29 protein-coding genes are annotated in these 26501 nt (G+C 59.8%); 26 read left to right on the top strand and 3 right to left on the bottom strand.

Annotated elements, in window-relative coordinates; translation table 11 throughout:
* The first annotated feature begins 2 nt into the window (after positions 1–2).
* From kdsA to ispD, 4 genes are all read left to right on the top strand, one after another.
* Entirely contained in the window at positions 3–848 is an 846-nt protein-coding gene (gene kdsA / locus ACODTD_RS06290; RefSeq protein WP_007954807.1) for a 3-deoxy-8-phosphooctulonate synthase, read from the top strand.
* A 156-nt stretch (positions 849–1004) separates the two neighbouring features.
* Positions 1005–2294, top strand: a complete 1290-nt coding sequence (eno, locus tag ACODTD_RS06295; RefSeq protein WP_007954808.1) for a phosphopyruvate hydratase — start codon at positions 1005–1007, stop codon at positions 2292–2294.
* 171 nt (positions 2295–2465) lie between these two features.
* Positions 2466–2744, top strand: a complete 279-nt coding sequence (ftsB, locus tag ACODTD_RS06300) for a cell division protein FtsB (RefSeq protein ID WP_003222158.1) — start codon at positions 2466–2468, stop codon at positions 2742–2744.
* On the top strand, positions 2741–3448 hold the full coding sequence (ispD, locus tag ACODTD_RS06305; protein ID WP_201816916.1) for a 2-C-methyl-D-erythritol 4-phosphate cytidylyltransferase: 708 nt from the start codon (positions 2741–2743) through the stop codon (positions 3446–3448). The genes ftsB and ispD overlap by 4 nt, the downstream gene beginning before the upstream one ends.
* On the opposite strand, the gene ACODTD_RS06310 is transcribed toward ispD, so the two are convergent.
* Positions 3445–4341, bottom strand: a complete 897-nt coding sequence (locus ACODTD_RS06310) for a LysR family transcriptional regulator (protein WP_011332699.1) — start codon at positions 4339–4341, stop codon at positions 3445–3447. The two genes, ispD and ACODTD_RS06310, sit on opposite strands and share 4 nt — an antisense overlap.
* Before the next feature lie 116 nt (positions 4342–4457).
* Here ACODTD_RS06310 and ACODTD_RS06315 point away from each other — a divergent pair, with 116 nt between their 5' ends.
* From ACODTD_RS06315 to rpoS, 8 genes are all read left to right on the top strand, one after another.
* Complete coding sequence (locus ACODTD_RS06315) at positions 4458–5570, top strand: S-(hydroxymethyl)glutathione dehydrogenase/class III alcohol dehydrogenase (RefSeq protein WP_007954819.1); 1113 nt, start codon at positions 4458–4460, stop codon at positions 5568–5570.
* A 54-nt stretch (positions 5571–5624) separates the two neighbouring features.
* Positions 5625–6470, top strand: coding sequence for an S-formylglutathione hydrolase (gene fghA, locus ACODTD_RS06320; RefSeq protein ID WP_085748121.1), 846 nt, complete (start codon positions 5625–5627; stop codon positions 6468–6470).
* 53 nt (positions 6471–6523) lie between these two features.
* Positions 6524–6997 carry a 2-C-methyl-D-erythritol 2,4-cyclodiphosphate synthase gene (gene ispF / locus ACODTD_RS06325; protein WP_039762489.1) on the top strand — a complete coding sequence of 158 codons (474 nt, stop codon included), beginning with the start codon at positions 6524–6526 and terminating at the stop codon, positions 6995–6997.
* Entirely contained in the window at positions 6994–8052 is a 1059-nt protein-coding gene (truD, locus tag ACODTD_RS06330) for a tRNA pseudouridine(13) synthase TruD (RefSeq protein ID WP_201816913.1), read from the top strand. Before ispF ends, truD begins: the two co-directional genes overlap by 4 nt.
* Positions 8040–8789, top strand: a complete 750-nt coding sequence (gene surE, locus ACODTD_RS06335) for a 5'/3'-nucleotidase SurE (protein ID WP_007954824.1) — start codon at positions 8040–8042, stop codon at positions 8787–8789. The genes truD and surE overlap by 13 nt, the downstream gene beginning before the upstream one ends.
* 41 nt (positions 8790–8830) lie before the next feature.
* Positions 8831–9466, top strand: coding sequence for a protein-L-isoaspartate(D-aspartate) O-methyltransferase (locus ACODTD_RS06340; protein ID WP_181457888.1), 636 nt, complete (start codon positions 8831–8833; stop codon positions 9464–9466).
* Between the two features lie 212 nt (positions 9467–9678).
* Positions 9679–10560, top strand: coding sequence for a peptidoglycan DD-metalloendopeptidase family protein (locus ACODTD_RS06345; protein WP_011332705.1), 882 nt, complete (start codon positions 9679–9681; stop codon positions 10558–10560).
* A gap of 106 nt (positions 10561–10666) precedes the next feature.
* Complete coding sequence (gene rpoS, locus ACODTD_RS06350) at positions 10667–11674, top strand: RNA polymerase sigma factor RpoS (RefSeq protein WP_007954831.1); 1008 nt, start codon at positions 10667–10669, stop codon at positions 11672–11674.
* A 489-nt stretch (positions 11675–12163) separates the two neighbouring features.
* Here rpoS and fdxA read toward each other — a convergent pair whose 3' ends face one another.
* Both fdxA and mutS read right to left on the bottom strand, forming a co-directional pair.
* Positions 12164–12487: a ferredoxin FdxA gene (fdxA, locus tag ACODTD_RS06355; RefSeq protein ID WP_007908827.1), complete on the bottom strand. Its 324-nt coding sequence runs from the start codon at positions 12485–12487 to the stop codon at positions 12164–12166.
* 163 nt (positions 12488–12650) lie between these two features.
* Positions 12651–15233, bottom strand: a complete 2583-nt coding sequence (mutS, locus tag ACODTD_RS06360) for a DNA mismatch repair protein MutS (RefSeq protein ID WP_489104609.1) — start codon at positions 15231–15233, stop codon at positions 12651–12653.
* A gap of 210 nt (positions 15234–15443) precedes the next feature.
* On the opposite strand from mutS, the gene ACODTD_RS06365 reads away from it, so the two are divergent.
* From ACODTD_RS06365 to ACODTD_RS06430, 14 genes are all read left to right on the top strand, one after another.
* Complete coding sequence (locus ACODTD_RS06365) at positions 15444–16178, top strand: XRE family transcriptional regulator (RefSeq protein ID WP_041475154.1); 735 nt, start codon at positions 15444–15446, stop codon at positions 16176–16178.
* Positions 16179–16705: 527 nt separating this feature from the next.
* Positions 16706–17146: a tail fiber assembly protein gene (locus tag ACODTD_RS06370; protein ID WP_011332708.1), complete on the top strand. Its 441-nt coding sequence runs from the start codon at positions 16706–16708 to the stop codon at positions 17144–17146.
* 125 nt (positions 17147–17271) lie between these two features.
* Positions 17272–17610 carry a phage holin family protein gene (locus ACODTD_RS06375; RefSeq protein ID WP_011332709.1) on the top strand — a complete coding sequence of 113 codons (339 nt, stop codon included), beginning with the start codon at positions 17272–17274 and terminating at the stop codon, positions 17608–17610.
* Between the two features lie 70 nt (positions 17611–17680).
* Positions 17681–18202 (top strand): hypothetical protein, encoded by a 522-nt coding sequence (locus ACODTD_RS06380; RefSeq protein WP_285356601.1) that lies wholly within the window; start codon positions 17681–17683, stop codon positions 18200–18202.
* A 3-nt stretch (positions 18203–18205) separates the two neighbouring features.
* Positions 18206–18814, top strand: coding sequence for a phage baseplate assembly protein V (locus ACODTD_RS06385; RefSeq protein WP_285356603.1), 609 nt, complete (start codon positions 18206–18208; stop codon positions 18812–18814).
* A gap of 14 nt (positions 18815–18828) precedes the next feature.
* Positions 18829–19161 (top strand): hypothetical protein, encoded by a 333-nt coding sequence (locus ACODTD_RS06390; protein WP_007954853.1) that lies wholly within the window; start codon positions 18829–18831, stop codon positions 19159–19161.
* Positions 19158–20153 (top strand): baseplate J/gp47 family protein, encoded by a 996-nt coding sequence (locus ACODTD_RS06395; protein WP_285356606.1) that lies wholly within the window; start codon positions 19158–19160, stop codon positions 20151–20153. Before ACODTD_RS06390 ends, ACODTD_RS06395 begins: the two co-directional genes overlap by 4 nt.
* Positions 20150–20785, top strand: a complete 636-nt coding sequence (locus tag ACODTD_RS06400) for a phage tail protein I (RefSeq protein WP_201816887.1) — start codon at positions 20150–20152, stop codon at positions 20783–20785. The genes ACODTD_RS06395 and ACODTD_RS06400 overlap by 4 nt, the downstream gene beginning before the upstream one ends.
* The gene (locus ACODTD_RS06405) at positions 20786–23263 is read left to right on the top strand and encodes a phage tail-collar fiber domain-containing protein (RefSeq protein WP_489104610.1); all 2478 of its coding nucleotides are present in this window, start codon (positions 20786–20788) and stop codon (positions 23261–23263) included.
* Positions 23264–23288: 25 nt separating this feature from the next.
* Complete coding sequence (locus ACODTD_RS06410) at positions 23289–23837, top strand: DUF4376 domain-containing protein (protein WP_489104611.1); 549 nt, start codon at positions 23289–23291, stop codon at positions 23835–23837.
* 100 nt (positions 23838–23937) lie between these two features.
* The gene (locus ACODTD_RS06415; RefSeq protein WP_221615122.1) at positions 23938–24123 is read left to right on the top strand and encodes a hypothetical protein; all 186 of its coding nucleotides are present in this window, start codon (positions 23938–23940) and stop codon (positions 24121–24123) included.
* A 2-nt stretch (positions 24124–24125) separates the two neighbouring features.
* Complete coding sequence (locus ACODTD_RS06420; RefSeq protein WP_011332716.1) at positions 24126–25292, top strand: phage tail sheath protein; 1167 nt, start codon at positions 24126–24128, stop codon at positions 25290–25292.
* On the top strand, positions 25292–25798 hold the full coding sequence (locus ACODTD_RS06425) for a phage major tail tube protein (protein ID WP_011332717.1): 507 nt from the start codon (positions 25292–25294) through the stop codon (positions 25796–25798). Before ACODTD_RS06420 ends, ACODTD_RS06425 begins: the two co-directional genes overlap by 1 nt.
* A gap of 80 nt (positions 25799–25878) precedes the next feature.
* Positions 25879–26460: a phage tail assembly protein gene (locus tag ACODTD_RS06430; RefSeq protein ID WP_011332718.1), complete on the top strand. Its 582-nt coding sequence runs from the start codon at positions 25879–25881 to the stop codon at positions 26458–26460.
* Positions 26461–26501 lie beyond the last annotated feature (41 nt).

Here is a 26501-nt window from a genome sequence, read left to right on the forward strand (position 1 = left end):
CGATGGCACAGAAGATCATCCGCGTCGGCGACATCGAGATTGCCAACGACAAACCCATGGTGCTGTTCGGCGGCATGAACGTGCTGGAAAGCCGTGACATGGCCATGCAGGTTTGCGAAGAGTACGTGAAGGTCACCGAAAAACTCGGCATCCCTTACGTGTTCAAGGCCAGCTTCGACAAGGCCAACCGTTCTTCTGTGACCTCCTATCGCGGTCCTGGCCTGGAAGAGGGCATGCGCATCTTCCAGGACATCAAACAAGCCTTCGGCGTGCCGATCATCACCGACGTCCACGAGCCTGACCAGGCTGCGGTCGTCGCTGAGGTCTGCGACATCATCCAGCTGCCGGCCTTCCTGTCGCGCCAGACCGATCTGGTCGTCGCGATGGCCAAGACCAACGCTGTGATCAACATCAAGAAAGCCCAGTTCCTCGCGCCTCAGGAAATGAAACACATCCTGAACAAGTGCGTGGAAGCGGGTAACGATCAGTTGATCCTCTGCGAGCGCGGTTCGAGCTTCGGCTACAACAACCTCGTGGTCGACATGCTCGGCTTCGGCATCATGAAGCAGTTCGAGTACCCGGTATTCTTCGACGTGACCCATTCGCTGCAAATGCCGGGCGGTCGTTCCGACTCCGCCGGCGGTCGCCGCGCCCAGGTCACCGACCTGGCCAAGGCTGGCATGAGCCAGTCGCTGGCGGGGCTGTTCCTCGAAGCGCACCCGGACCCGGACAACGCCAAATGCGACGGCCCTTGCGCCTTGCGTCTGGACAAACTGGAGCCATTCCTGGCCCAGCTCAAAGCCCTGGACGAACTGGTGAAGAGTTTTCCGACGGTAGAAACCGCGTAAACCTCAATTCTCCGGTAAAGTACCGCACGATTTGTCGCTCATGCCCTCGGGTATGAGCGTTGTCGTCTGCAAGCTGCCCGCTGCACACCACTTGCCGACGGTAAAAAGATTTCCTCTAGCTGCGTCGTTTTCGTCAACTTTGGAGTGTTTACAACAATGGCAAAAATCGTCGACATCAAAGGTCGTGAAGTTCTCGACTCCCGTGGCAATCCCACCGTGGAAGCGGACGTGCTTCTCGACAACGGCATCATCGGCAGCGCCTGTGCGCCGTCCGGTGCATCCACTGGCTCGCGTGAAGCGCTCGAGCTGCGTGATGGCGACAAGAGCCGTTACCTGGGCAAGGGCGTGCTCAAGGCGGTAGCCAACATCAACGGTCCGATCCGCGATCTGCTGCTGGGCACCGACCCAAGCGACCAGAAAGCGCTGGATCACGCGATGATCAAGCTCGACGGTACCGAAAACAAAGCGACCCTGGGCGCCAACGCCATCCTCGCCGTATCCCTGGCTGCGGCCAAGGCGGCTGCACAGGATCAGGACCTGCCGCTGTACGCACACATCGCCAACCTGAACGGCACCCCGGGTGTTTACTCGATGCCGGTTCCGATGATGAACATCATCAACGGTGGCGAACACGCCGACAACAACGTCGACATCCAGGAATTCATGGTTCAGCCGGTTGGCGCCAAGTCCTTCTCGGAAGGTCTGCGCATGGGCACCGAGATTTTCCATCACCTCAAAGCCGTGCTGAAGGCCCGTGGCCTGAGCACTGCCGTCGGTGACGAAGGCGGTTTCGCGCCGAACCTGGCTTCCAACGAAGACGCACTGAAAGTGATCTCCGAAGCAGTCGCCAACGCTGGTTACAAGCTGGGCACCGACGTGACCCTGGCTCTGGACTGTGCGGCCAGCGAATTCTTCGAAGACGGCAAGTACAACCTGTCCGGCGAAGGCCAGGTGTTCACCGCTGAAGGTTTCGCCGACTACCTCAAAGGTCTGACCGAGCGTTACCCGATCATCTCGATCGAAGACGGTCTGGACGAGTCCGACTGGGCTGGCTGGAAGATCCTCACCGACAAGATCGGCGAGAAGACCCAGCTGGTCGGCGACGACCTGTTCGTGACCAACACCAAGATCCTCAAAGAAGGCATCGATAAAAAGATCGCCAACTCGATCCTGATTAAGTTCAACCAGATCGGTACCCTGACCGAAACCCTGGAAGCCATCCAGATGGCCAAGGCTGCCGGTTACACCGCCGTGATCTCGCACCGTTCGGGCGAAACCGAAGATTCGACCATTGCCGACCTGGCCGTGGGTACTTCGGCTGGCCAGATCAAGACCGGTTCGCTGTGCCGTTCCGACCGCGTTTCCAAGTACAACCAACTGCTGCGTATCGAAGAGCAGTTGAATGGCAAGGCCAAGTACAACGGTCGCAGCGAGTTTCGCGGCTGAGCAGTAAATGATAGAAAGACACCGGATTGTGTCGGAAAAGTCGTGACAGCGATGGATTTGCCACTAATCTGATGCCTTATATGCACAAGCCTGGATATTCCAGGCTTCGTGCTATCAGATGCTTCAAAGTTTTTGTGTGGCTGTCTTTTTTCACTGGATACCTGATATTCGATGCGCAGTCCTTACTGGTTGTTTCTCGTCTTGCTCTTGCTGCTGGCCGGTCTGCAGTACCGCCTGTGGGTGGGCAATGGCAGTCTGGCGCAAGTCGCCGAACTGAATCAGCAAATTGCTGATCAACACGCCGAGAACGAAGCCTTGCTGGAGCGCAACCGAGTGATGGACGCTGAAGTCAGCGAGTTGAAGAAAGGCATGGAGACCGTTGAAGAGCGGGCTCGTCACGAACTGGGCATGGTCAAGGACGGCGAAACCCTTTACCAGTTGGCCCAATGATCGATTCCCTGCCGGCCTTCTGGGCCGTGATTCCTGCCGCGGGCGTCGGTGCCCGTATGGCCGCGGACCGTCCCAAGCAATACCTGCAACTGGGCGGGCGCACAATTCTCGAACACAGCCTCGGCTGTTTCCTCGATCACCCGAGACTCAAGGGGTTGGTGGTCAGTCTTGCCGTTGATGATCCTTATTGGCCGAACCTGGCCAGCGCCAGTGATCCGCGAATTCAACGGGTCGACGGTGGCACCGAACGTTCCGGCTCGGTACTCAATGCCTTGCTGCATCTGCACGCCCAAGGTGCCGACGACGAGGACTGGGTGCTGGTGCACGATGCGGCGCGGCCCAATCTGAGCCGTGACGATCTCGACAAATTGCTCGCTGAGCTGGCGAACGATCCGGTCGGTGGTTTGCTGGCTGTGCCGGCGAAGGACACTCTCAAGCGGGTCGACAAGCACGGTCGGGTGGTGGAAACCGTCGATCGCAGTGTGATCTGGCAAGCCTATACGCCGCAGATGTTCCGCCTCGGTGCGCTGCACCGGGCTTTGGCCGACAGTCTCGTGGCGGATGCAGTCATCACCGATGAAGCTTCGGCGATGGAGTGGGCTGGCATGGCGCCGCGTCTGATCGAGGGCCGCGCGGATAACTTGAAAGTCACCCGCCCCGAAGACCTCGAATGGTTGCGTCAGCGCTGGACCAACCGTCGTTAAGCTCGATATTCCGGCCGTTCGGCCAAACCTTCCTTGAGAAAATCCACCAGTTTGCGCACCTTGGGCGACAGGTGCCGCTGCTGCGGATACAGCGCCCACACCGCCGTATTCGGCGGTTGATGCGTCTCCAACAAAGAAACCAACGCACCGCTGTGCAGATGTTCCAGCACGTAATAGTCAGGCAACTGACACAGTCCGACGCCTTGTAGCGCCGCATCCAGCACCGCTTGCCCACTGTTGCAGCGCCAGTTTCCCTGCACCCGCTGGGAAAATTCCCGCCCGTTTTGTTCAAGTTGCCAGATATCCGAGCTGCCGATCAGGCAATTGTGCCGCCCCAGTTCCGACAAACTGTGTGGGCGCCCGTACCGTTCCAGGTAGGAAGGCGACGCACACAGATACATGCGCCGCGGTGCCAGCCGGGTCGCCACCAACCGGGAGTCCTGAAGCCGGCCAAGACGGATCGCCAGGTCCAGGCCTTCATGCACCAGATCGAGTTGCCGGTTGGTCAGTTCGATATCGATGCGCAGTTGCGGGTAGTGCCCCATGAACCGCGTCACCAGCGGCACAATGAAACGCTCGCCATACGCCACGGCACAGGTCATGCGCAGCATGCCTTTGGGTTCGCTGGTCAGATCGCCGACCGCGCGCAAGGCTTCTTCGCGTCCGTCCTGCAGACGTTGGCAATGTTGCAGAAAGGTCTGGCCGGCCTCGGTCAGGGTGACGCGCCGGGTGCTGCGATACAGCAGTCGCGTCTGCAAACGCTCTTCCAGTCGTACGATTTGTCGACTGATGTGCGAGGAAGAAACGCCCAGGCGTTCGGCAGCGGCTGTGAACTGACTGCATTCGGCAACGGCGACGAACTCGTCGATACCTTCCCAGCGATTTTCGGACATGGGGATTATCCCTGTATGGCAATAATGTTTTGCTTTTGTCCGGATTATTCATCAAGCGGCGCTGAACTACACTGACCGTCTGGTTTTTTATTCAATGGATTCACTGGAGAGTCAGCATGATCAAGTCGCGCGCCGCCGTTGCCTTCGAGGCCAAAAAGCCGCTGGAAATCGTAGAAGTCGATGTCGCCATGCCCAAGGCCGGTGAAGTATTGCTGCGCGTGGTGGCTTCCGGGGTTTGCCACACTGACGCTTACACCCTGTCCGGCGCGGACCCGGAAGGTATCTTCCCGTCGATCCTCGGCCACGAAGGCGGCGCCATCGTCGAAGCGATCGGCGAAGGCGTGACATCCGTGGCGGTCGGCGATCACGTCATTCCGCTGTACACCCCGGAATGCGGTCAGTGCAAATTCTGTAAGTCGGGCAAGACCAACCTGTGTCAGGCGATTCGCGCCACCCAGGGCAAGGGCCTGATGCCGGACGGCACTTCGCGCTTTTCCTACAAGGGCCAAACGATTTTCCACTACATGGGTACTTCGACGTTCTCCGAGTACACCGTGCTGCCGGAAATCTCCGTGGCCAAGATCTCCAAGGATGCGCCGCTGGAAAAGGTCTGCCTGCTCGGTTGCGGCGTGACCACCGGTATCGGTGCGGTGATCAACACCGCCAAGGTCAAACCGGGTGACACCGTGGCCATCTTCGGTCTCGGCGGCATCGGACTGTCGGCCGTGATCGGCGCGGTGAAGGCCAAGGCCTCGCGCATCATCGCCATCGACATCAACCCGGCCAAGTTCGAAATCGCCAAACAATTGGGTGCCACCGACTGCGTGAACCCGAAAGACTTCGATCGTCCGATCCAGGAAGTGATCGTCGACATGACCGATGGCGGCGTCGACTTCTCCTTCGAATGTATCGGCAATGTGCAACTGATGCGTGCGGCCCTTGAGTGCTGCCACAAGGGCTGGGGCGAGTCGGTGATCATCGGTGTTGCCGGCGCCGGCCAGGAAATTGCCACCCGTCCGTTCCAGCTGGTGACCGGTCGCGTCTGGCGCGGTTCGGCGTTCGGTGGCGTGCGTGGCCGTACCGAACTGCCAAGCTATGTTGACATGGCGCAAAGCGGCGAAATCCCGCTGGATACTTTCATCACCCACACCATGGGTCTGGAAGACATCAACAAGGCCTTCGATCTGATGCATGAAGGCAAGAGCATCCGTACCGTCATTCATTTCTGATCAATCGCGAACCATGGCCGCCAGCGCGCGGCCGTGGTTGCGTAGGAGTCCTACATGAGTCTGGAAAACATCTCCTGTCAGAAAAGTTTCGGCGGTTGGCACAAGCGTTATCGCCATCGTTCCGAAGTGCTCGGTTGTGACATGGTGTTCGCCGTGTACCTGCCGCCGCAGGCAGAGCAGGGCGGCAAGTTGCCGGTGCTGTACTGGCTGTCGGGCCTGACCTGTACGGACGAGAACTTCATGCAGAAGGCCGGTGCGATGCGCATGGCGGCCGAGCTAGGCCTGATCATCGTGGCGCCGGACACCAGTCCGCGCGGCCCGGATGTACCGGGTGATCCTGACGGGGCTTGGGATTTCGGCCTCGGTGCCGGGTTTTATCTGAATGCCACGCAGGAACCGTGGTCGCGGCACTATCGGATGCATGACTACGTCGTGCAGGAATTGCCTTCACTGGTTGAAGCGCATTTCCCGGCGTCGGACAAGCGCAGCATCAGCGGCCACTCCATGGGCGGTCACGGTGCGCTGGTCTGTGCGTTGCGCAATCCAGGGCGTTATCAGTCGGTATCGGCGTTTTCGCCAATCAACAATCCGATCGACTGCCCGTGGGGCCAGAAGGCATTCACCCGCTATCTGGGCGAAGACCGTTCGAAATGGCGCGAATGGGATGCCTGTGCACTGATCGCCGAAGCGGACGAGAAGCTGCCATTGCTGGTCGATCAGGGTGACCGTGACGATTTCCTCGCCACCCAACTCAAACCGGAAGCCCTGCAACAAGCCGCAAAACAAGCGGGCCACCCGCTGACGTTGCGCCTGCAACCGGGCTACGACCATAGCTATTTCTTTATCGCGAGCTTCATTGACGACCACTTGCAGCATCACGCGCGCGCTCTAGGCGCCTAACGCCTGACAAAGCAGGTAGAATCACGCCCTGACAAAATTCGGGGCGTTTTTTTATGCGTATTGGCCACGGCTATGATGTGCACCGTTTCGCTGAAGGCGATTTCATTACTCTGGGCGGCGTGCAAATCGCACACGGCTTCGGGCTGCTCGCTCACTCCGACGGTGACGTCCTGCTGCACGCCTTGAGCGATGCCTTGCTCGGCGCGGCGGCGCTGGGTGATATCGGCAAGCATTTCCCGGACACCGACCCGCAATTCAAGGGTGCCGACAGCCGAGTGCTGCTGCGTCACGTGGTCAGTCTGATCCATGCCAAAGGCTGGAAGGTCGGCAACGTCGACAACACCATCGTTGCCCAGGCTCCGAAAATGGCCCCCCATATCGAATCGATGCGCGCGCTGATTGCCGCGGATCTGCAAGTAGAACTGGATCAAGTGAACGTGAAAGCCACCACCACCGAAAAGCTCGGCTTCGTCGGTCGCGAAGAAGGCATCGCCGTGCATTCCGTTGCCTTGTTGCTGCGCGCATGAACGAACTGCAACTGCTCGGCCCGCGGGCCTATGGCGACGCCCTCGGCACCGCGGTACTGAAAGCCATCGCTGAAGATTTCCAGGTCGATGAAGTCCTCGATATTCCGTTCAGCGGTGACGGCGAGCACCTGTGGATCTGGGTGGAAAAGCGCGGCCTGAATACCGAAGAGGCTGCACGCCGTATCGCCAAGGCGGCCGGTGTACCGTTGCGTACGGTGAGCTATGCCGGTCTGAAAGACCGTCAGGCGCTGACCCGTCAGTGGTTCAGCGTGCAATTGCCGGGCAAGGCCGATCCGGATCTGTCGGCGGCGGAAAACGACACGCTGAAAATCCTCAAGACCACCCGCCACAAGCGCAAGCTGCAACGCGGTGCGCATTCGGCAAACGGTTTCACCCTGCGCCTGACTCAGTTCAATGGCGACAAGGCGGCCATCGACGAGCGCCTGCGACTGATCGCCAAACAAGGTATCCCGAATTATTTCGGCGCCCAGCGTTTCGGCCATGACGGTGGCAATGTGGTCGATGCCCGTTCGTGGGCTGCGCGCAAGGCACTGCCGGAGCAGCGCAATGTGCGCTCGCGCCTGCTGTCGACCGCGCGCAGTTTTCTGTTCAATCAGGTGCTCGCGGCGCGGGTGGCCGATGGCACCTGGCAGCGCGCCCAGGTCGGCGATCTGCTGGCCTTCACCGACAGCCGCAGCTTTTTTCCGGCCGGTGAAGCCGAGTGCAGCGATCCGCGTCTGGCCATTCTTGACCTGCACCCGACCGGTCCGCAGTGGGGCGAAGGTGACTCGCCGGCGGCCGGGGTTGTCCATGATCTGGAGCAGGGGATTGCCGCACGCGAGGCGGATCTGCGCGATTGGTTGATTAATGCCGGTATGAGCCACGAACGTCGCATCCTGCGGCTGCCCATTGGCGGGTTGACGTGGCATTATCCCGAGCCTGACATTCTGCAACTGGAATTCGTCCTCCCGGCCGGATGCTTCGCCACCGTATTGGTGCGCGAGCTCGTTGATCTGGTGCCGGTGGGGCAGACGGACAGCCCATGCGTATTCTGATTTCTAACGACGATGGGGTGACTGCGCCCGGTCTTGCCGCGCTATATGCTGCGCTGGCGGATTACACCGAGTGCGTGGTTATCGCCCCGGAACAGGACAAGAGCGGTGCCAGCAGTTCGCTGACACTCGACCGTCCGCTGCACCCGCAGTACCTGGCCAACGGCTTTATCAGCCTCAATGGCACACCGACCGACTGCGTCCATCTGGGGCTCAACGGTTTGCTCGAACGCGAGCCGGACATGGTGGTTTCGGGTATCAACCTTGGCGCCAACCTGGGTGATGACGTGCTGTATTCCGGAACGGTGGCAGCCGCCCTCGAGGGCCGCTTTCTCGAGCGCCCGTCGTTTGCCTTCTCGCTGGTTTCGCGGCAGGTCGACAACTTGCCCACGGCCGCCTACTTTGCGCGCAAACTGGTCGAGGCCCACGCCGGGCTCGATCTGCCACCGCGCACGGTGTTGAACGTGAACATTCCTAATCTGCCGATCGATCACATTCGCGGCATTCAACTGACCCGTCTCGGCCATCGCGCCCGTGCGGCGGCACCGATGAAAGTCGTGGACCCGCGCGGCAAGGCCGGTTACTGGATCGCAGCGGCAGGTGATGCGGAAGACGGCGGGCCGGGCACCGATTTCCATGCGGTGATGCAGGGTTACGTATCCATCACTCCGTTGCAGCTCGATCGCACCTTCAATGATGCCTTCAGAAGTCTCGACGGCTGGCTGGAGGGGCTCAACTGATGGCTCGTGAACAAGACGACAGGCTGCGCAGCGGCATCGGGATGACGTCCCAGCGAACCCGTGAGCGCCTGATCCAGCGTCTGTACGAAGAGGGCGTTTCCAACGCCAGCGTGCTGGAAGTGATCCGCCGCACCCCGCGACACCTGTTCGTCGATGAAGCGCTGGCGCATCGTGCCTATGAAGACACCGCGCTGCCGATCGGCAACAACCAGACCATTTCCCAGCCTTATATGGTGGCGCGCATGAGCGAGCTGCTGCTGGAAGCCGGGCCGCTGGATAAGGTGCTGGAGATCGGCACCGGATCCGGTTACCAGACGGCAGTGTTGTCGCAGTTGGTCGAGCGGGTGTTCTCGGTAGAGCGCATCAAGGTGCTGCAGGATCGGGCCAAGGAACGCCTGATCGAGCTCAACCTGCGCAACGTGGTATTTCGCTGGGGCGATGGTTGGGAAGGGTGGCCGGCGCTAGCGCCGTACAACGGCATCATCGTCACGGCGGTCGCCACCGATGTGCCTCAGGCTTTGCTTGATCAACTGGCACCGGGTGGGCGGATGGTGATCCCGGTCGGTTCGGGCGAAGTGCAGCAATTGATGCTGATCGTGCGCGAAGAAAACGGTTTCTCCCGACACGTTCTGGGGGCGGTGCGTTTCGTGCCATTGCTCAACGGTCCGCTGGCCTGAGCATTTGTTCGAGGCCGCTGAATTCCTGTCGAACGCGCCTGTCTTACAGCGGCGGCGAGTGTTTAAACAGAAAGGATCGTCTACAAGCAAACGTGTGCGCCGAGCGATAGCGCTTCTATAAAGGTAAAGCCGGTTGCGCTCGTTATACTTGCGAAGTTTCATGCCGGAATCGGCATTCCAAATTTTTTCAGCCACCACAAAGGGAGCGGCGGGTGAGTCTCACAGTCATTGCGCAGCGTATGGGTAACACGAGCTTTCAGCGCCTGGTGACTGGCCTTGTCTTGAGCACCTTGCTGGTCGGTTGCTCCAGCACAAAATCGAGCAACGTTCGGGTCGTGGATCGCAACAATGCGGTGGCCCAGCGTCCGGTCGTGACGACCGGGCAGTATGTAGTCCGTCCGGGCGATACCTTGTTTTCCATCGCTTTTCGCTACGGCTGGGACTACAAAGCCCTCGCCGCCCGGAACAACATTCCTACGCCATACACGATCCATCCGGGTCAGACGATTCGCTTCGACGGCCGTACCGGTTCAACGTCGACTGCGGTCGTCAGCAACTCCGGTTCTTCAGCGTCTTCGTCCAGCAAAACCACGGTTATCCGGCGCCAGGCAAATGGCACGACAACCACCACGACCACGGGTTCCGGCGCAGCTTCGACGACGGTTGTACCGTCCGTCGCCAACAAGCAAACACCCGCTCCGCTGCCTCCACCGGGCCCGGCCCCGACCGGCTGGGGATGGCCATCTAATGGCATTCTCATTGGAAAATTCTCTTCAAACGGTAGTTTGAATAAAGGAATTGATATCGCCGGAGATTTGGGACAGCCTGTTTTAGCTGCGTCTGATGGGACGGTGGTATACGCCGGGAGTGGCTTAAGGGGCTACGGCGAATTGGTCATCATCAAACACAGCGAAACCTACGTCAGTGCTTACGGACACAACCGTCGGCTGTTGGTACGGGAGGGGCAGCAGGTCAAGGTCGGACAGACAATTGCCGAAATGGGGTCAACGGGTACAGACCGGGTGAAACTGCATTTTGAGATTCGCCGACAAGGTAAACCTGTAGATCCGCTGCAGTTCCTGCCAAGACGTTGATTTGCAGACCAGCCTGTTCCGTCACGTAGAGGGGACAGGCTCCAGCGTTGCCAAGGATAAAGGCGCCGCTTGAGCTTGGGGTCGAACTCACCAAAGGACTATAACAATGGCTCTCAGTAAAGAAGTGCCGGAGTTTGACATCGACGATGAGGTTCTCCTGATGGAGACCGGCATCGATTCGGATTCGATGTCGAATGATGAAGGGGCTGCTCCACCTTCCGTTCGTGCCAAATCCAAACACTCCGCTTCACTTAAACAACATAAGTACATCGATTACACTCGGGCACTCGATGCCACGCAGCTGTACCTCAACGAAATCGGCTTTTCCCCTCTGCTCTCCCCGGAAGAAGAAGTTCATTTTGCGCGCTTGTCGCAAAGTGGCGACCCGGCCGGGCGCAAGCGCATGATCGAAAGTAACCTGCGGCTGGTGGTCAAGATCGCCCGGCGTTACGTCAATCGGGGGCTGTCGCTGCTGGATCTGATCGAAGAGGGCAACCTCGGACTGATCCGAGCGGTGGAAAAGTTCGATCCTGAGCGCGGCTTCCGCTTCTCGACCTACGCAACCTGGTGGATTCGTCAGACCATCGAACGCGCGATCATGAATCAGACCCGGACCATCCGGCTGCCGATTCATGTGGTCAAGGAGCTCAACGTGTACCTGCGGGCTGCACGGGAGCTGACGCAAAAGCTCGACCACGAACCTTCACCCGAAGAAATCGCCAACCTGCTGGAAAAACCGGTGGGCGAGGTCAAGCGCATGCTGGGCCTGAACGAGCGGGTTTCTTCGGTCGACGTCTCGCTGGGCCCGGATTCGGATAAAACCCTGCTGGACACCCTGACGGATGACCGTCCGACTGATCCGTGCGAACTGCTGCAGGATGACGATCTGTCGCAGAGCATCGATCAATGGCTCTCGGAGCTGACCGACAAGCAACGCGAGGTGGTGGTACGCCGCTTCGGTCTGCGCGGCCACGAGAGCAGCACGCTGGAAGATGTAGGCCTGGAGATCGGCCTGACCCGGGAACGGGTGAGACAGATCCAGGTGGAAGGCCTTAAGCGCCTTCGGGAAATTCTCGAGAAAAACGGCCTGTCGAGCGAGTCGCTGTTTCAATAAGCCGCCCGCCTGACCGCCATGCAGAAAGCCCCGACTGGTTCGGGGCTTTTTGTTTGTGTGCTGAAAGCGGCAGGTATTCCCACCTTGTAGGTTTGCGCTGTAAGCCTTTGCTGACTGTATCGTAAGTGTTCGTTATTTTTACACTGCTGCCGAAGGCGATTGCGCTCATCATCTTCGGGTAACACAATGATTTATATGGTTATTTTTTAATGTTAAGGGCTTATGACAACAGGTTCACGCGCTGAGGGCCGGTTGCCCCCTGCGGGGAACTCGCTAGTATCTGGGTTGTGTCGACGGATAGACACGCCCTTCAAGGAAGAGGGGAATGGACATCGCAGGAAGCGATTCATCAGGACGATGAAAAGGAACACAGGGAATAGGGAAAAAATGTGGGCGGGTCAAACCGCCCCTTTTTTTGCCTGAAGAAAAGCCAGACCCGCAAAAACAAAAAGGCCCGCGAGGGGCCTTTTCATTCGAGCGCGGGACAGATCAGCGTTCGAGGTCTTTGATCTTGCCTTTGACGCCATCCCACTCTTCGGCATCCGGCAGCGATTCTTTCTTCTCGGTGATGTTCGGCCAGATTTCGGCCAACTCGACGTTCAATTGAATGAACTCCTGCATCTCTTCCGGAACTTCGTCCTCTGAGAAAATGGCCACGGCCGGGCATTCCGGTTCGCACAGGGCGCAGTCGATGCACTCATCCGGGTGAATCACCAGGAAATTCGGGCCTTCGTAAAAGCAGTCCACCGGACAGACTTCTACGCAGTCGGTGTACTTGCACTTGATGCAGTTGTCGGTGACGACGAAGGTCATTTCTAATTTTCTCCTCAGGCGGCGGCAGCGTTGCCCCTTCACGGTTGGGGTCGCCAGGTTCGGGAGCGATGTCTGCCAGCCAGGCTATTAGCCAGCAGCATCCCGAACCGCGCGAGATTCTAACAGCTTGAAGCCGTTTGCGTTATATCCGGTTCGTCGGTGCTTAGATCCGGTTCTTAAGTGCATATAACATTTCGAGCGCACGACGCGGTGTAACGTCATCCAGATCCAGTTTGGCCAACTCATCCAGCACCGGATGCGGAAGGCTGGCAAACATGTCGCTCTGTTGCGGCGCTGCCGGTTTGCCCTTGGCGGCCGGCTTCGGCGCCTCATGTGGCAGCGCGGTATCTTCCAGGCGGCTCAAGTGTTCACGAGCACGCACGATCACTTCGCTCGGCACTCCGGCCAGTTGTGCAACCGCGAGGCCATAACTCTGGCTCGCCGGCCCCGGCAACACATGGTGCAGGAATACGATGCGCTCATTGTGCTCGGTGGCGTTGAGGTGCACGTTGGCCACCAGCGGTTCGGCTTCCGGCAACACGGTCAATTCGAAATAGTGCGTCGCAAACAGAGTATAGGCCCGCAGCTGCGCCAAACGCTCCGCCGCCGCCCACGCCAGGGACAGACCATCAAAGGTGCTGGTGCCGCGCCCGACTTCGTCCATCAGCACCAGACTGCGCTCGGTGGCATTGTGCAGGATGTTCGCGGTTTCGCTCATTTCCACCATGAAGGTCGAGCGTCCGCCGGCGAGGTCGTCGCTGGAACCGATCCGGGTGAAGATCCGGTCCACCAGCGACAGTTCGCAACTGGCTGCCGGCACGAAGCTGCCGATGTGTGCCAGCAGCACGATCAGTGCAGTCTGGCGCATATAGGTGGATTTACCGCCCATGTTCGGACCGGTGATCACCAGCATGCGGGTGTTGTCGTCCAGGCTCAGGTCGTTGGCCACGAACGGCGTTGTCAGCACTTGCTCGACCACCGGATGACGGCCCTGGGAGATGCGCATGCACGGTTCGCTGACGAACGTCGGGCAATTCAGGTCGAGATTCAGCGCACGTTCGGCGAGGTTGCTCAGCACGTCCAGCTCGGCCAGGGCACCTGCGGTGTCCTGCAGCGGCGGCAGCTGGCTGATCAAATCTTCCAGCAGCGCTTCATAAAGCATTTTCTCGCGAGCCAGGGCGCGGCTCTTGGCCGACAACGCCTTGTCTTCGAACTCTTTCAGTTCCGGGGTGATGAAGCGCTCGGCACCCTTGAGGGTCTGACGACGGGTGTAGTCTGCCGGCGCTGATTCAGCCTGCTTGCTCGGCAACTCGATGAAGTAGCCGTGAATGCGGTTGTAGCCGACTTTCAGGTTGGCGAGGCCGGTACGGGCCTTTTCCCGGGCTTCCAGATCGATCAGGAACTGGCCGGCGTTCTCGCTCAGCGATTGCAGCTCGTCGAGCTCGCTGTCGTAACCGGTTTTCAGCACGCCGCCGTCACGGATCACCGCCGGCGGGTTGTCGATGATGGCTTTTTCCAGCAGCGCCGCCAGTTCCGGATAAGTGCTGGTGGTGGTCGCCAGACGTTGCAGGTGCGGCGCCTCGAGATCGGTCATCGCCACTTGCAGTTCAGGCAGCGCACCGAGCGCGTCGCGCAGGCGAGCGAGGTCGCGAGGGCGGGCATTGCGCAGGCCGATCCGCGCCAGAATCCGCTCGATATCGCCGATTTCCTTGAGCTGCGGTTGCAGGTTTTCAAAGCGATAGCGGTCGAGCAGGCAAGTGATCGAACTCTGGCGAGCGAGCAGCACGGTCAGATCGCGCAGCGGGCGGTTGAGCCAACGGGTCAGCAAGCGGCTGCCCATGGCGGTCTGGCAACGGTCGACAACAGATTGCAGGGTGTTGTCGCGGCCACCGGCCAGGTTGGTGTCAAGTTCCAGGTTACGGCGGCTGGCGCCATCGAGCACCACGGTGTCGTCCAGCCGTTCATGGCGAAGGCTGCGCAGGTGGGGCAGGGCGGTGCGCTGGGTTTCCTTGGCGTACGCCAGCAGGCAACCGGCGGCGCCGATGGCCAAGGTCAGGGTTTCGCAGCCAAAACCTTTCAGGTCCTGGGTGGAGAATTGCTGGCAGAGGCTTTTCAGCGCCGAATCACGTTCGAAATCCCACGGTGCACGACGACGTACGCCACGGCGTTTTTCCGCCGGCAGATCCTTCGGCCAGTCATCCGGGATCAGCAACTCGACCGGGTTGACCCGCTCCAGCTCCGCCAACAGGTTTTCCCAGCCCTTGATCTCCAGCACGGTGAAGTTGCCGCTGGTGATGTCCAGCACCGCCAGACCGAACAGACGCTCGTCGCCCAGCACCGCCGCGATCAGGTTGTCGCGACGCTCATCCAGCAACGCTTCGTCGCTGACCGTACCGGGGGTGATGATCCGCACCACCTGACGTTCCACCGGGCCTTTGCTGGAGGCCGGGTCGCCAACCTGCTCGCAGATCACGACCGACTCGCCGAGCTTGACCAGCTTCGCCAGATAGCCTTCCGCCGCGTGATAAGGAATCCCGCACATCGGAATCGCCTGACCCGCCGACTGCCCGCGCGCGGTCAGGGTGATGTCCAGCAACTTGGCCGCCTTCTTCGCGTCTTCGTAGAAGATCTCGTAGAAGTCGCCCATGCGGTAGAACATCAGCTGGTCCGGGTGCTGATTCTTCAGGCGCCAGTACTGCTGCATCATCGGGGTGTGGGAGGACAGGTCGGAGACGGCTTTATTCATCGGATTGTCAGGCAACTCGTTGGAAGGTGTGGGGCAAAAGCGGGGCAGTCGCCGGGCTTTTCCGCGATGGGCGCAAGGTTACCATGGGCGGTCTGTCGGACGCAGGCATCGCGGCCGGGTGACATCTATCTGGTGCAAAAACGTCGACTATGCACGATTTATGCAAATCAGCATTTGTCTTCGCGAAAAACTTCAAGCACTATGCGCGTTATGCAAAAACGCAACGTATCTACCGTCTTAAGAGCACTGCTCGACCAGCACGGGATCTCCCCCACGGAGCTCCACCGTCGCACCGGCGTGCCTCAATCCACGCTCTCGCGGATTCTCAGCGGGAAGATCGTCGATCCTTCAGATAAGCACATCTCGAAGATCGCCGAGTACTTTGCCGTGAGCACCGACCAGTTGCGCGGGCGCGCGGATGTTGCGCCCGCCGCCAACGCCGGACGCGACGAGTTGCATTCCGAACTCAAGGACATAAGCCTGTGGGACGACGACACCCCCGTCGATGACGACGAGGTGTCGGTGCCCTTTCTTCGCGAGGTTGAATTGGCTGCTGGATCAGGAAGATTCGTCATCGAAGAGAGCGAACGCTCAAGCCTGCGCTTCGGCAAGCGCAGCCTGCGCCATAACGGTGTGCAGTTCGACCAGGCCAAATGCGTGACGGTGCGGGGCAACAGCATGTTGCCGGTGCTGCGCGACGGTGCCACGGTCGGGGTCAACGCGGGAAAATGCGGGATCGGCGACATCATCGATGGCGACCTTTATGCGATCAACCACAACGGTCAACTGCGGGTGAAGCAGCTTTATCGCCTGCCTACCGGTATCCGTCTGCGCAGCTTCAATCGCGATGAGCATCCGGACGAGGACTACAGCTTCCAGGACATGCAGGAAGAGCAGATCGTCATCCTCGGTCACGTTTTCTGGTGGGGCATGTACGCCCGGTAACCCGATCCCTTTCGGATAAAACCCGCCTCGGCGGGTTTTTTTTCGCCTGTAGAAAACCGGGCAACCCTTGATTGGCGGGGCTTCCATGCATCCGCGCATTTCTCGTGCATAAATAAATGCATTTACGCATTGACTGTATATGCATCCATGCATATTCTTGCCACCAAGCCGCTCGACAAAGCGGCTGGCAACAACAGCTCTTTAGTTCCACAAGAACAGGCAGCGATGAACCGGCCTCAACGGTTCAGAGGGTTGGCAACTGACCCGGGTGTGCAGCGTAAAGCACCAGAAGCAGTTATCCGGCGGGCAGGGACCGCGGTCGGAAAAACAATTTGAATGGACTCGTACCGCGCCAGTAGCGCCGAAAAGTCAGCTTCCTTCTTTGAACAATGGACAGAAGGAAGGCGAAGGAGCGCATTACTGAAAAGCCCGGCGAGTTGCCGGGCTTTTTGGAATGCCTGCCTGATATTCAAGAGGTGTGCAGAAGGACGCGCAGCGTGTATTGGAAATCATCAGAGGTAAAGCGAATGAATCGTTACGTTTTGGTAGGACGTGTTTATAAGTCCGGTTATCAAGTCGCGCTGCAGATTCTGGAATCGGATGAGCCCATGCCGACGACTCTTCCGGTTGGGATAGCGGACGCAGAGTGGTATGACATCACCGGAGATACTACGGCTCACGTGGGATGGAAGGTTTTTTTTAAACTGGAAGAAGACGGTTTGCTCTTCGTCGAGCCGACCCACGAAGAGCATCTCGCAATCAACGCTGCCCGCATGCAAGAGCGGTTTGATGTCGCTGCACTCTGGCTGACATTCAATCCTTTGCAATACAAGCTGGATCTTGGCGTCGCTACGCCGGCGGACGAAGCTGCGTTACTTGCTTACAAGCAATACTTCGTTGCCGTCAGCGAAGTCAAAAAACAGCCTGGCTATCCGGCCACTATCAACTGGCCGGTAGCTCCCTTCTAGTTTCAGCCACGAGTGCGCATTACTGAAAATCCCGGCCTTGCGCCGGGCTTTTTGGAATGCCTGCCTCAAGAGAAAACGTTTGAACCCTACACACAACACTCACCCATTACTCCCGGAGGCGTGACATGACAAACGAGCAACAAGCGTTGGCGGACATGCCGATCTGGTTGGTGATCCTCCTCGCCGTGGTCGGCGGGGTGTCCGGCGAAATGTGGCGCGCCGACAAGGAGGGCGCTCGCGGCTGGTCACTGTTGCGGCGCCTGGCCTTGCGTTCCGGCGCCTGCATGATCTGCGGTGTCTCGGCGATCATGCTGCTGTATGCCGCCGGGCTGTCGATCTGGGCTGCCGGCGCATTCGGTTGCCTGACGGCCATGGCCGGGGCCGACGTCGCCATCGGTCTGTACGAGCGCTGGGCGGCCAAGCGCATTGGCGTCTGCGAAGTCCCGCCACGCGACCAGCCTTGAATTTCAATTTTCCCCATGCCGCCATTTCGGCGGCAGGGCTTCGCGTGGACGAATGAAAAGGAGGTCATCTATGCCCACACCGATCCAGCAGCCGTCGCAACTGTTCACCGCCATCGCGACGACACTGCGCAACACCGCCGGACTCGACCTCAAGGTCGGCAGCCGCGGGGATTTTGATGCGCCGGGCGAGCAGGCCTGGGTGCTGATCGACATCGAGCGAAATGCACCGGGAGAGCGTGCCGCCAATGGGCGAATCGCTCATGTGCTGACGCTGTCGCTGCAAGTTATTCCGGCGCTGTCCGCCACGGCGTTTGCTGCCTGCGACCTGATCGCCGCCTTGAAGAATCTGGTCACCGACAACCGCTGGGGCTTGCCCGGCGATCAATGCGATCTGCCGATGAACATCGATGGCTTGCCGTCATTGCTCATCCGCGCCGACCAGCCGAACAAAGCCTGGACGCTGTCGTTCAACCAGACGCTCTACCTGGGCCCGGCCCTGTTGGACGATCCGTTGGGTACACCGAAATTCGCCCGCACCTGGGAAGTCAGCGACATCGACGATCCGGATCAGTACACCACGCTGGAGGCCTGACCGATGTTCGACGCGTTACTGCGAATGCAACTAGGCCCGATCATCGAGCGACTGGCGGAAATGGAAGCGGAGATTGAAGACCTGCACCGGCGTGCCGAGAGTTATTGCCGCATCGGCATCTGTCAGGACGTCGACGCCGCGAGCAATACCTGCCGGGTCAGCCACGGTGGATTGCTCACCCCGGCCATCCGATTTTTCAACCCGAGCGCTGGAGCACAGAGCGAGTCGCGGATCCCGACGGTGGGCGAGCAGTGCCTGCTGCTGAACTACGGCAGTGGTGAAAGCGGTGCGCAAAGCGTGGCGTTGTTCGGCCTGAACAGTGACCGTTTTCCACCAACCTCGACGGTGCCGACGTTGACTCGTCGTGTTCATCAGGACGGCAGCGAAAGCGGCTACGACGACGCCACGCACACGCTGCATTGGCAAAACGGGCCGGCCGCCTTCAACGGTTCTCGCGAGTCGCTTGAGCTGAGCATCGGTCCGGCACGGCTGGCGATGACCCCGCAAGCGATCAGCCTGCAACTGGGCGCGGTCGGCCTGAGCATCGACGCCTCGGGCGTGCACTTCAGCGGCCCGTTGGTGGATCACCAGGGCCGCGTCATCAGCCCCTGAATCAAGAGCTTCCCATGATCGGAATCGATAGAGACAGCGGGGCCACGGTCGACGACTGGCTGCAATTCGTGCAGCGCGCGACCCGGGCCCTGACCACGCCGCTGGGCACCCGGCAAAAACGGCCCTTGTACGGTTCGCTGATCCCCACGCTGCTGGGGCAGAACCTGGGCGACGACATCCTGTTACTCGCCCAGAGCCACGCGGCCCAGGCGTTCTACAACCCGCAAAACGGTATCGGCGATTTCCAGCCCGGCGTGATTGTCGCCACCCGTCAGGGCGCCGGTCTGCTGCTGCGGTTTGCCGGCACCTGGAAAAACCGCCAACAGACTTTCGAGGTCGTGACATGAGCATGTTGATCCCCGGCCAGAACCAGTTGGCCGAACCCTCCTTGATCAAGGTCGATGCCTTCGAGGATCTGCTCGCCGAGTTCAAGACCTTCGTGGTCGAGTACGTCGGCGCGCGCTCGCCGCAGAACGCGGAAAAACTCAAGACCAGCCTGGAAAACGAAAGCGAACTGCTGACCCTGGCTCTGGAGGCCTTTTGCGTTCGCCTGCAAACCCACGAACGCAAATACAACGCCCGGATCAAGCAGATGCTGGCGTGGTGGGCCACCGGCAGCAATCTTGATGCGCGGTTGGCGGACATGGGCCTGGAGCGCCAGTTGCTCGACCCGGGTGATCCGGCGGCATTCCCGCCGGTGCCGGCGATCTACGAAAGCGACGATGACGCCCGGCTGCGCTATTACCTGGCACCCCATGCGCCGGCGGCGGGTTCGCGGATGCAGTATCGCCGCGAGGTCTTCACCCTCGGTGAACGGCCGACGGTGAAAGTCGAATCCACCGAGGCCGGTGTGGTGAACGTTACCTACACCTTCGACCCGGACGGCCTTGCTGCGCAGGTCAAAGACGGCAACGGTCGCCGCACCGCGCCTGGCGAAGTGCAAGTCACCGTGCTTGCCCGCGAGGGCGACGGTACACCGTCCCCGACGCTGCTCGAAGGCGTACGTCGACACTTCGCACGGCCCGACGTTTGTCCCGAGACGGACAAGGTGACGGTGCAGGCCGCCGAGATTCAGCGCTACAAAATCCGCGTGGTGGCGAAGATCAATTCCGGTCCGGATTCGGGCCTGACCAAGGTCGCCGCGCAGCAGCATTTGCAGGCCTACGCCGACAGTTGCCATCGCCTGGAAGGCCGGGTCGATCCGAGCTGGATCGACTACACGCTGCACAGCGCCGGCGCCGTGCAATTGCAGATTCTTGAACCTCTGGGTTCCGTTGTGTGCTCGGCGTTTCAAGCGCCGTACTGCACGGCGGTCGAGGTCGAGGTGCAGACGCTATGACCGATCAGACACCGCGTCCAACTCTGCTGCCGGCCAACAGCTCGGCGCTGGAACGGGCCCTCGACATCGGCTTCGGCGCACTGCTTGATCGCGTCGCGCCGCCGTTTCCAGAACTGATGAACCCGGCCTCAACCCCCGTCGCCTTCCTGCCGTATCTCGCAGCGGATCGTGGAGTGGCCGAATGGAGCACCGACGCACCGGAAGCGGAAAAGCGCCTGACCGTCGAACTGGCCTGGCCCACCGCGCGCCAGGCCGGCACTCGCAAGGCGCTGGAGAACGCCGCCAAGGGTTTGCAGCTCAGGCCGGAAATCCGCGCCTGGTACGAGCAGACACCGCCCGGCGAGCCCTACAGCTTTTCCGTGCGGGCCTTCAGCGAACAACCCTACAGCGAAGAAATCGACGCCCGTCTCGACCGGCGCCTGGCTGATGCCAAGAGCGAGCGGGACGTGCTGTCGGTGTCGGTCGGCCTCAGCGCCTTCGGCAATCACGTCATCGGCGCCGCGACCTTCTGCGGTGAGTTGACCACGGTTTATCCGGTGTTCATCGAAGGGCTCGAAACCTCGGGAGAGGCGTTCTTGGGCGCGGGCATGTACACCGTCGAAACATCCACTATTTATCCTCAGGGGGCCTGAATGGCTGACTATTACACCCTGCTCACCAACGCAGGGATTGCCTACGAAACCGCCTGCAAGGCAGCGGGCGTACCGATCAAGCTGACGCAGATTTCCGTCGGCGATGGCGGCGGCGCGGTCTACAACCCGGCCGCGACGGCTACCGCGCTGAAACGCGAAGTCTGGCGCGGACCGCTCAATGCGCTGTTCCAGGACGAGAAAAATCCGAGCTGGCTGCTCGCCGAAGTCACCATCCCGCCGGACGTCGGTGGCTGGTACGTGCGTGAAGCCGGTCTGTGGACCGACACCGGCATTCTCTACGCGATCGTCAAATACCCGGAGTCGTTCAAACCGGTGCTGGCCACGTCCGGCTCGGGCAAAGAGTTCTACATCCGCTCGATTTTCGAGACCAGCAATGCCTCGCTGGTGACGCTGGTGATCGATGACACGGTGGTAAAGGCCACTCGTGCGTGGGTCATGAGCTACCTCGCCGAAGAACTTGGCAAACTGGATGGCAAACAGTCGGTTCGCGTAGCTGCGACTGGCAATGTCGTGTTGAACGGTGCACAGCAAATCGACGGTGTTGCAGTGGTTGCTGGCGACCGTGTGCTGCTGCCGAATCAGACCCTGGCCAAGGACAATGGTCTGTGGATCGTCACCAACGGCGACTGGGTTCGGGCCAACGATGCCAACGTCAGCGCCAAGGTCACACCGGGCCTGACGGTGATGGTGGAGGAGGGCACGCTCAACGGCGATTCGCTGTGGCACCTGACCACCAACGCACCGATCACGCTCGGCACTACCGCGCTGACATTCAAGATGCTGGCCGGGCGCACCGGGATTGCCGCCGGTACCTACAAAAGTCTGAGCGTCGACGAATACGGCCGCGCGACAGCCGGCTCGAATCCTGACACGCTGGCCGGTTTCGGCATCAAGGATTCGTACACCAAGGCTGAAGTCGAATCGTTGATTGCCAAGGCGTCGGCGTTGCCGGTGGGGTCGATTGTCGCGTTCCCTGTCGATACGCCGCCGCCGGGTTTTCTGGAGCTGGACAACAGCGTCAAGAGCAGCGCGACCTACCCGGACTTGAGCGCCTATCTGGGCGGCAAGTTCAACAAGGGGGATGAGGGTGTCGGGAATTTCCGGTTGCCGGAGGCGCGTGGGGAATTTTTGCGCGGTTGGGATCATGGGCGTGGGGTAGATGGCGGACGTGCTCAAGGAAGTTCTCAGACGGATAGTCTGAAGGCTCACTACCACTTAATTCCGACAGGCTCGGGAGGTGGACAGGCCGTTGACCCGAATGGAGAGATTCCGACAGTAGTGTTGAAGGATACGGCTGCTGACTGGGTATTGCGTACGGAAGGTGACAATGCTGAGCTGAGTATCGGTCGTGTAAGAACCTATAACTTCGGCGCCGCTACAGAAACCCGTCCCCGCAACATCGCCGTCATGTGGTGCATCAAGGCCTGGAACGCCCCGGTCAATCAGGGAAACATCGACGTAGCGGCACTGGTCAAGGAAGTCTCGCGGCTCGGATCTGCCGTTCCGGTAGGTGCCGTCATGGCGTTCCCGACGGGGATAGTGCCTCCTGGCTTTCTTGAGCTGAATGGCAGTGTGCAGAACACTTCGACTTATCCGGATTTGGCGGCATATCTCGGCACCACTTACAACAAAGGTGATGAGGGTGCAGGCAACTTCCGGTTGCCGGAGTCTCGCGGTGAGTTCCTGCGAGGCTGGGATCATGGGCGCGGTGTGGATGTAGGACGTGGGATAGGTACGAATCAAGGCCAGTCGATGGTCGATCACTACCACACGGTTCTAACTGCCGATGCCGGAGGAGTGCTTAATCCCATTGCTGGCAATCTGGTAGGTAGCTTTACCAACTTGGCGCCGATCCCCAAGCCAGCGGGAGCCGGGGTACTGGGAGCAACGCTCACCTCAAGCATTCACGGTCCGGCAGCGGAAAAAGGTGGCACTGAAACGCGTCCACGCAACCTAGCGGTGATGTGGTGCATTAAGGCCTGGAACGCCCCGGTCAATCAAGGAAGTATTGATGTAGCTGCGTTGTCCGATCTGGCGCAGCAGGCTACCGAACTCAATCAAGGCACCGCGAAGGTAGCGACCCAGGCACAGGTCGATGCAGGTGCCGACGATAAAACCTTCGTGACCCCGAAAAAAATGCGCTGGGGTTTCTCCATCAGTGTGTCCGGCGACATGAGCGGCAGCTATGTCGTTTTTCCGACCTGGCTCGGAGGTTTGATTCTCCAGTGGGGGATGACGAATGCCATCGCATCGGGCGCCAATTATTTGCAGGCCTTTCCGGTCGCCTACCCAATGATCAATCCGTCTGTATTTATCACTTACCCCAATACGGCCACAGATGCCCCGGTCGGATCGACCTACATCGGGCAAATCAAAGGGATCAGTAAAGCGAACGTGACCATTCGTAACCTGGGTCAGGCATCTGCACAGTTTTACTACTTTGCAGTGGGTCGCTAATACAACGGAGTGACGAGGGCTATATATGAAATTCGCAACATTTGATGAGCACGGAGACCTTACCGGACGGTATGACTCCGATATTCATAGCGTGATTCCTGAGCAGGCAATTGAACTCAGTGACGCATTATTTCTGGCGACCAGAACAGAGAGGGACGGTGTCTGGAAGTTGGTTGACGGTAACGTGGTCAAGTTACCTTTCCCTCACATCGAACGCGATTATGCGGCCCTGTTTGCGGCTGAGCGTTTCACCCGGGAAGCCTCAGGTATTGCCGTAGAAGGATTGCGCATCGAAACCACTCGTGAGAGTCAGGCTTTGATCGCGAGTACAGGTCTCTCCGCGCTTCTTGATCCGCAATACCGCTGCAACTTTAAAACCCTTAACGGTTTTATCGAAATTGGTTCCGAGCAGATTCTCGCCATTGCCAAGGCTGTCCGGGCTCATGTGCAGGCTTGCTTCGACCGTGAACTGATCCTGCTGGAAGCACTTGAGGCCGGCACCTACACCGATGAAATGCTGAAGGATGGCTGGCCGGATTCCTCGCCAAGCACCTCAGACTCAACCCTTCAATAAGCGCCCCGCTCCCCGGGGCATTTTCTTGTCCGCCCAACACATTCAACACCCGCCAAGCCCCTCCCTTTGAGGGGCTTTCCCGTTTATGGAGAAACGAAAAATGGCAACCCGCCAAACCTACACCGTGCTCGTTCCATTCCCCACCGGCGGTGGGCACTGGTCGAGCCTCGGCCAGGAACTCGATCTGCTCGACGTCGAGGCCAGTGCCCTGCACAGCGCCGGTCGACTGGAGCTGAAAACACCTACCACCAAGGCCGTGAAGGCCGCTGCCAAGAAGGCTGACTGACTATGGCTGAGGTTCTGAACTTCGAGCACAACGGCATTACCGTCAATGCCACCGAATCCCCCGAGGCCATGGGTGGCCTGGGCGACAACGTCATCGGTCTGGTCGGCACCGCGCCGAAAGCCGATCCGCTGATTCCGCGTAACGCACCGTTTCGCATCAACAGCTTCACCACCCATGCGCTGCTCGATCCGACCGGTTCGGAAGAGGGCACCCTGTACCACGCCGTCTACCAGATCCTCAAAGTGGTCAAGGTGCCGGTGTACGTGGTGATCGTCGAAGCGGGCGCGACTCCGGCTGACACCGTCAACGCGGTGATCGGCGGCGTTGATCCAACCACCGGTCGCAAACTCGGTCTGGCGGCACTGGGCAGCGTCCCGGAAGACCTGACCATCATCGGCGCACCGGGCTTCACCGGCACTAAAGCGGTGGCCAGCGAGTTCGCCTCGTTCGGCAAGCGCATCAAGGCCCGTGTGGTGCTGGACGGCAAGGACGTCTCGGTCGCCGATCAGGTGCTGTATAGCCAGGAACTGGGCGGCGCTGACCTCGGTTTCGACCGTTGCCTGGTGGTGCACAACATGCCGGCCGTGTACTCGAAAGCGGCGAAGAAAAACGTGTTCCTCGCGCCATCGAGCCTGGCGATCGCCGCGCTGGCCAAGGTCAAGCAATGGGAAAGCCCGGGCAACCAGGTGACCTACGCCGAAGACGTGTCGCGGGTCGTGGAATACAACATCCTCGACACCTCCACCGAAGGCGATCTGCTCAACCGCTACGGCGTCAGCTATTACGCCCGCACCATCCTTGGCGGCTTCTCGCTGCTGGGCAACCGTTCGATCACCGGCAAGTTCATCAGCTACGTCGGTCTGGAAGACGCCATCAGCCGCAAGCTGGTGAAGGCCGGCCAGAAAGCCATGGCCAAGAACCTGACCAAGTCGTTCATGGATCAGGAAGTCAAACGCATCAACGACTGGCTGCAAACCCTGGTCGCCGACGAAACCATTCCCGGCGGCAGCGTATATCTGCACCCGGAACTCAACAGCGTCGAGAAGTACAAGAACGGCACCTGGTACGTGGTCATCGACTACGGCCGCTACGCGCCGAACGAACACATGGTTTATCAACTCAACGCCCGCGATGAAATCATCGAGCAGTTCCTGGAGGACGTTCTCTAATGTTTACCAACCGCGTAAGACAGGCCATCGCGGCCACCCTGCAAGGCCTGCCGCTGTCGGCGACCGTGGAGGAATTCACTCCGCCGAAGATCGACTTCGACATGGAAAGCATGACGGGCGGGCGCTTCATCGTTGAGGAAATGGCCAAGAGCGCCAAGGCACTGAATGCCACGCTCAAGCTGCAAGGCACCGGCGCTGAAGTGCTGCTGGCGATGGGCGTGAAACTGGGCGACGACATTCTGCTGAACGTGCGCGAAGCCGGTCAGGATCAGGACGGCAACACCTGGTTCACCTATCACACCATCGGCGGCAAGCTCAAAACCATGGGTGAGGAAGCAATCAAAATGGGTGGCAAAGCCCTGACGACTCTTGAGTTCTCCTGCCGCACCTACAACCGCCTGGAAAACGGCATTCCGGTGATCGACATCGACGTGCGCACCCAGAAGTTCGTGCTCAACGGCGTCGACATCCTTGGTGATGCCCGTCGTGCGGTGCTGATGCCGTAAGCCTTTCGGCAGATCAGGCACAAAACCTGTGGGCGTTCATGCCCACAGGAATCTTCAAGAACACCCAAGGAATTCCTTTCATGTCGTGGATGCCACCCAAGCATGTCCTGTTGTCGCCGATCACCGGTGACGACGGCTCGCAGATCGAATCGATCCAGCTCAAACCGCTGTTCTACGCCGCCCAGAAAGAAGCGCTGGAACGCGCTGGCGACGATGAAGACGATCAGTTCTTCGAACTGGCGCTGCTGGCCACCGGCTTGTCGGTCAAGGAACTCGACCAGCTCAAGCGTCCGGACTACGTGACCATCGCGCAATACGTGCACGAGATGTCGACCCGTCCGGCGTCGTACTTTCTCGATCAGGTCGAAGACGCGGAGAAATCCGACGATCCCGACCAGGTGCAATTGCTGCAACCGCTCGCCGTCACCGGCCGCACCGTGACTTCGCTGAGCCTGGAAATGCCGGCGCTGCGGGCCACCAAAGTGATGAAGAAACTGAAAACGGCCAAGGAACGCGCCGAGTTCATCACCGCCCATTGCACCGGTCTGATGATCCCCGATCTGGCTCTGATGACCGTCCCGGACTGGACGCAATTGCAGGTGCGCATCGACGATTTTTTAAACCAGCCGGCGGCCTTCTTTCAGAACGCGACATCGAAGTAATCCTCGATATCGTGCCGCTCATTTACCCGGTAAGTGAGGCG

The organism is Pseudomonas sp. FG35 (assembly GCF_057809295.1).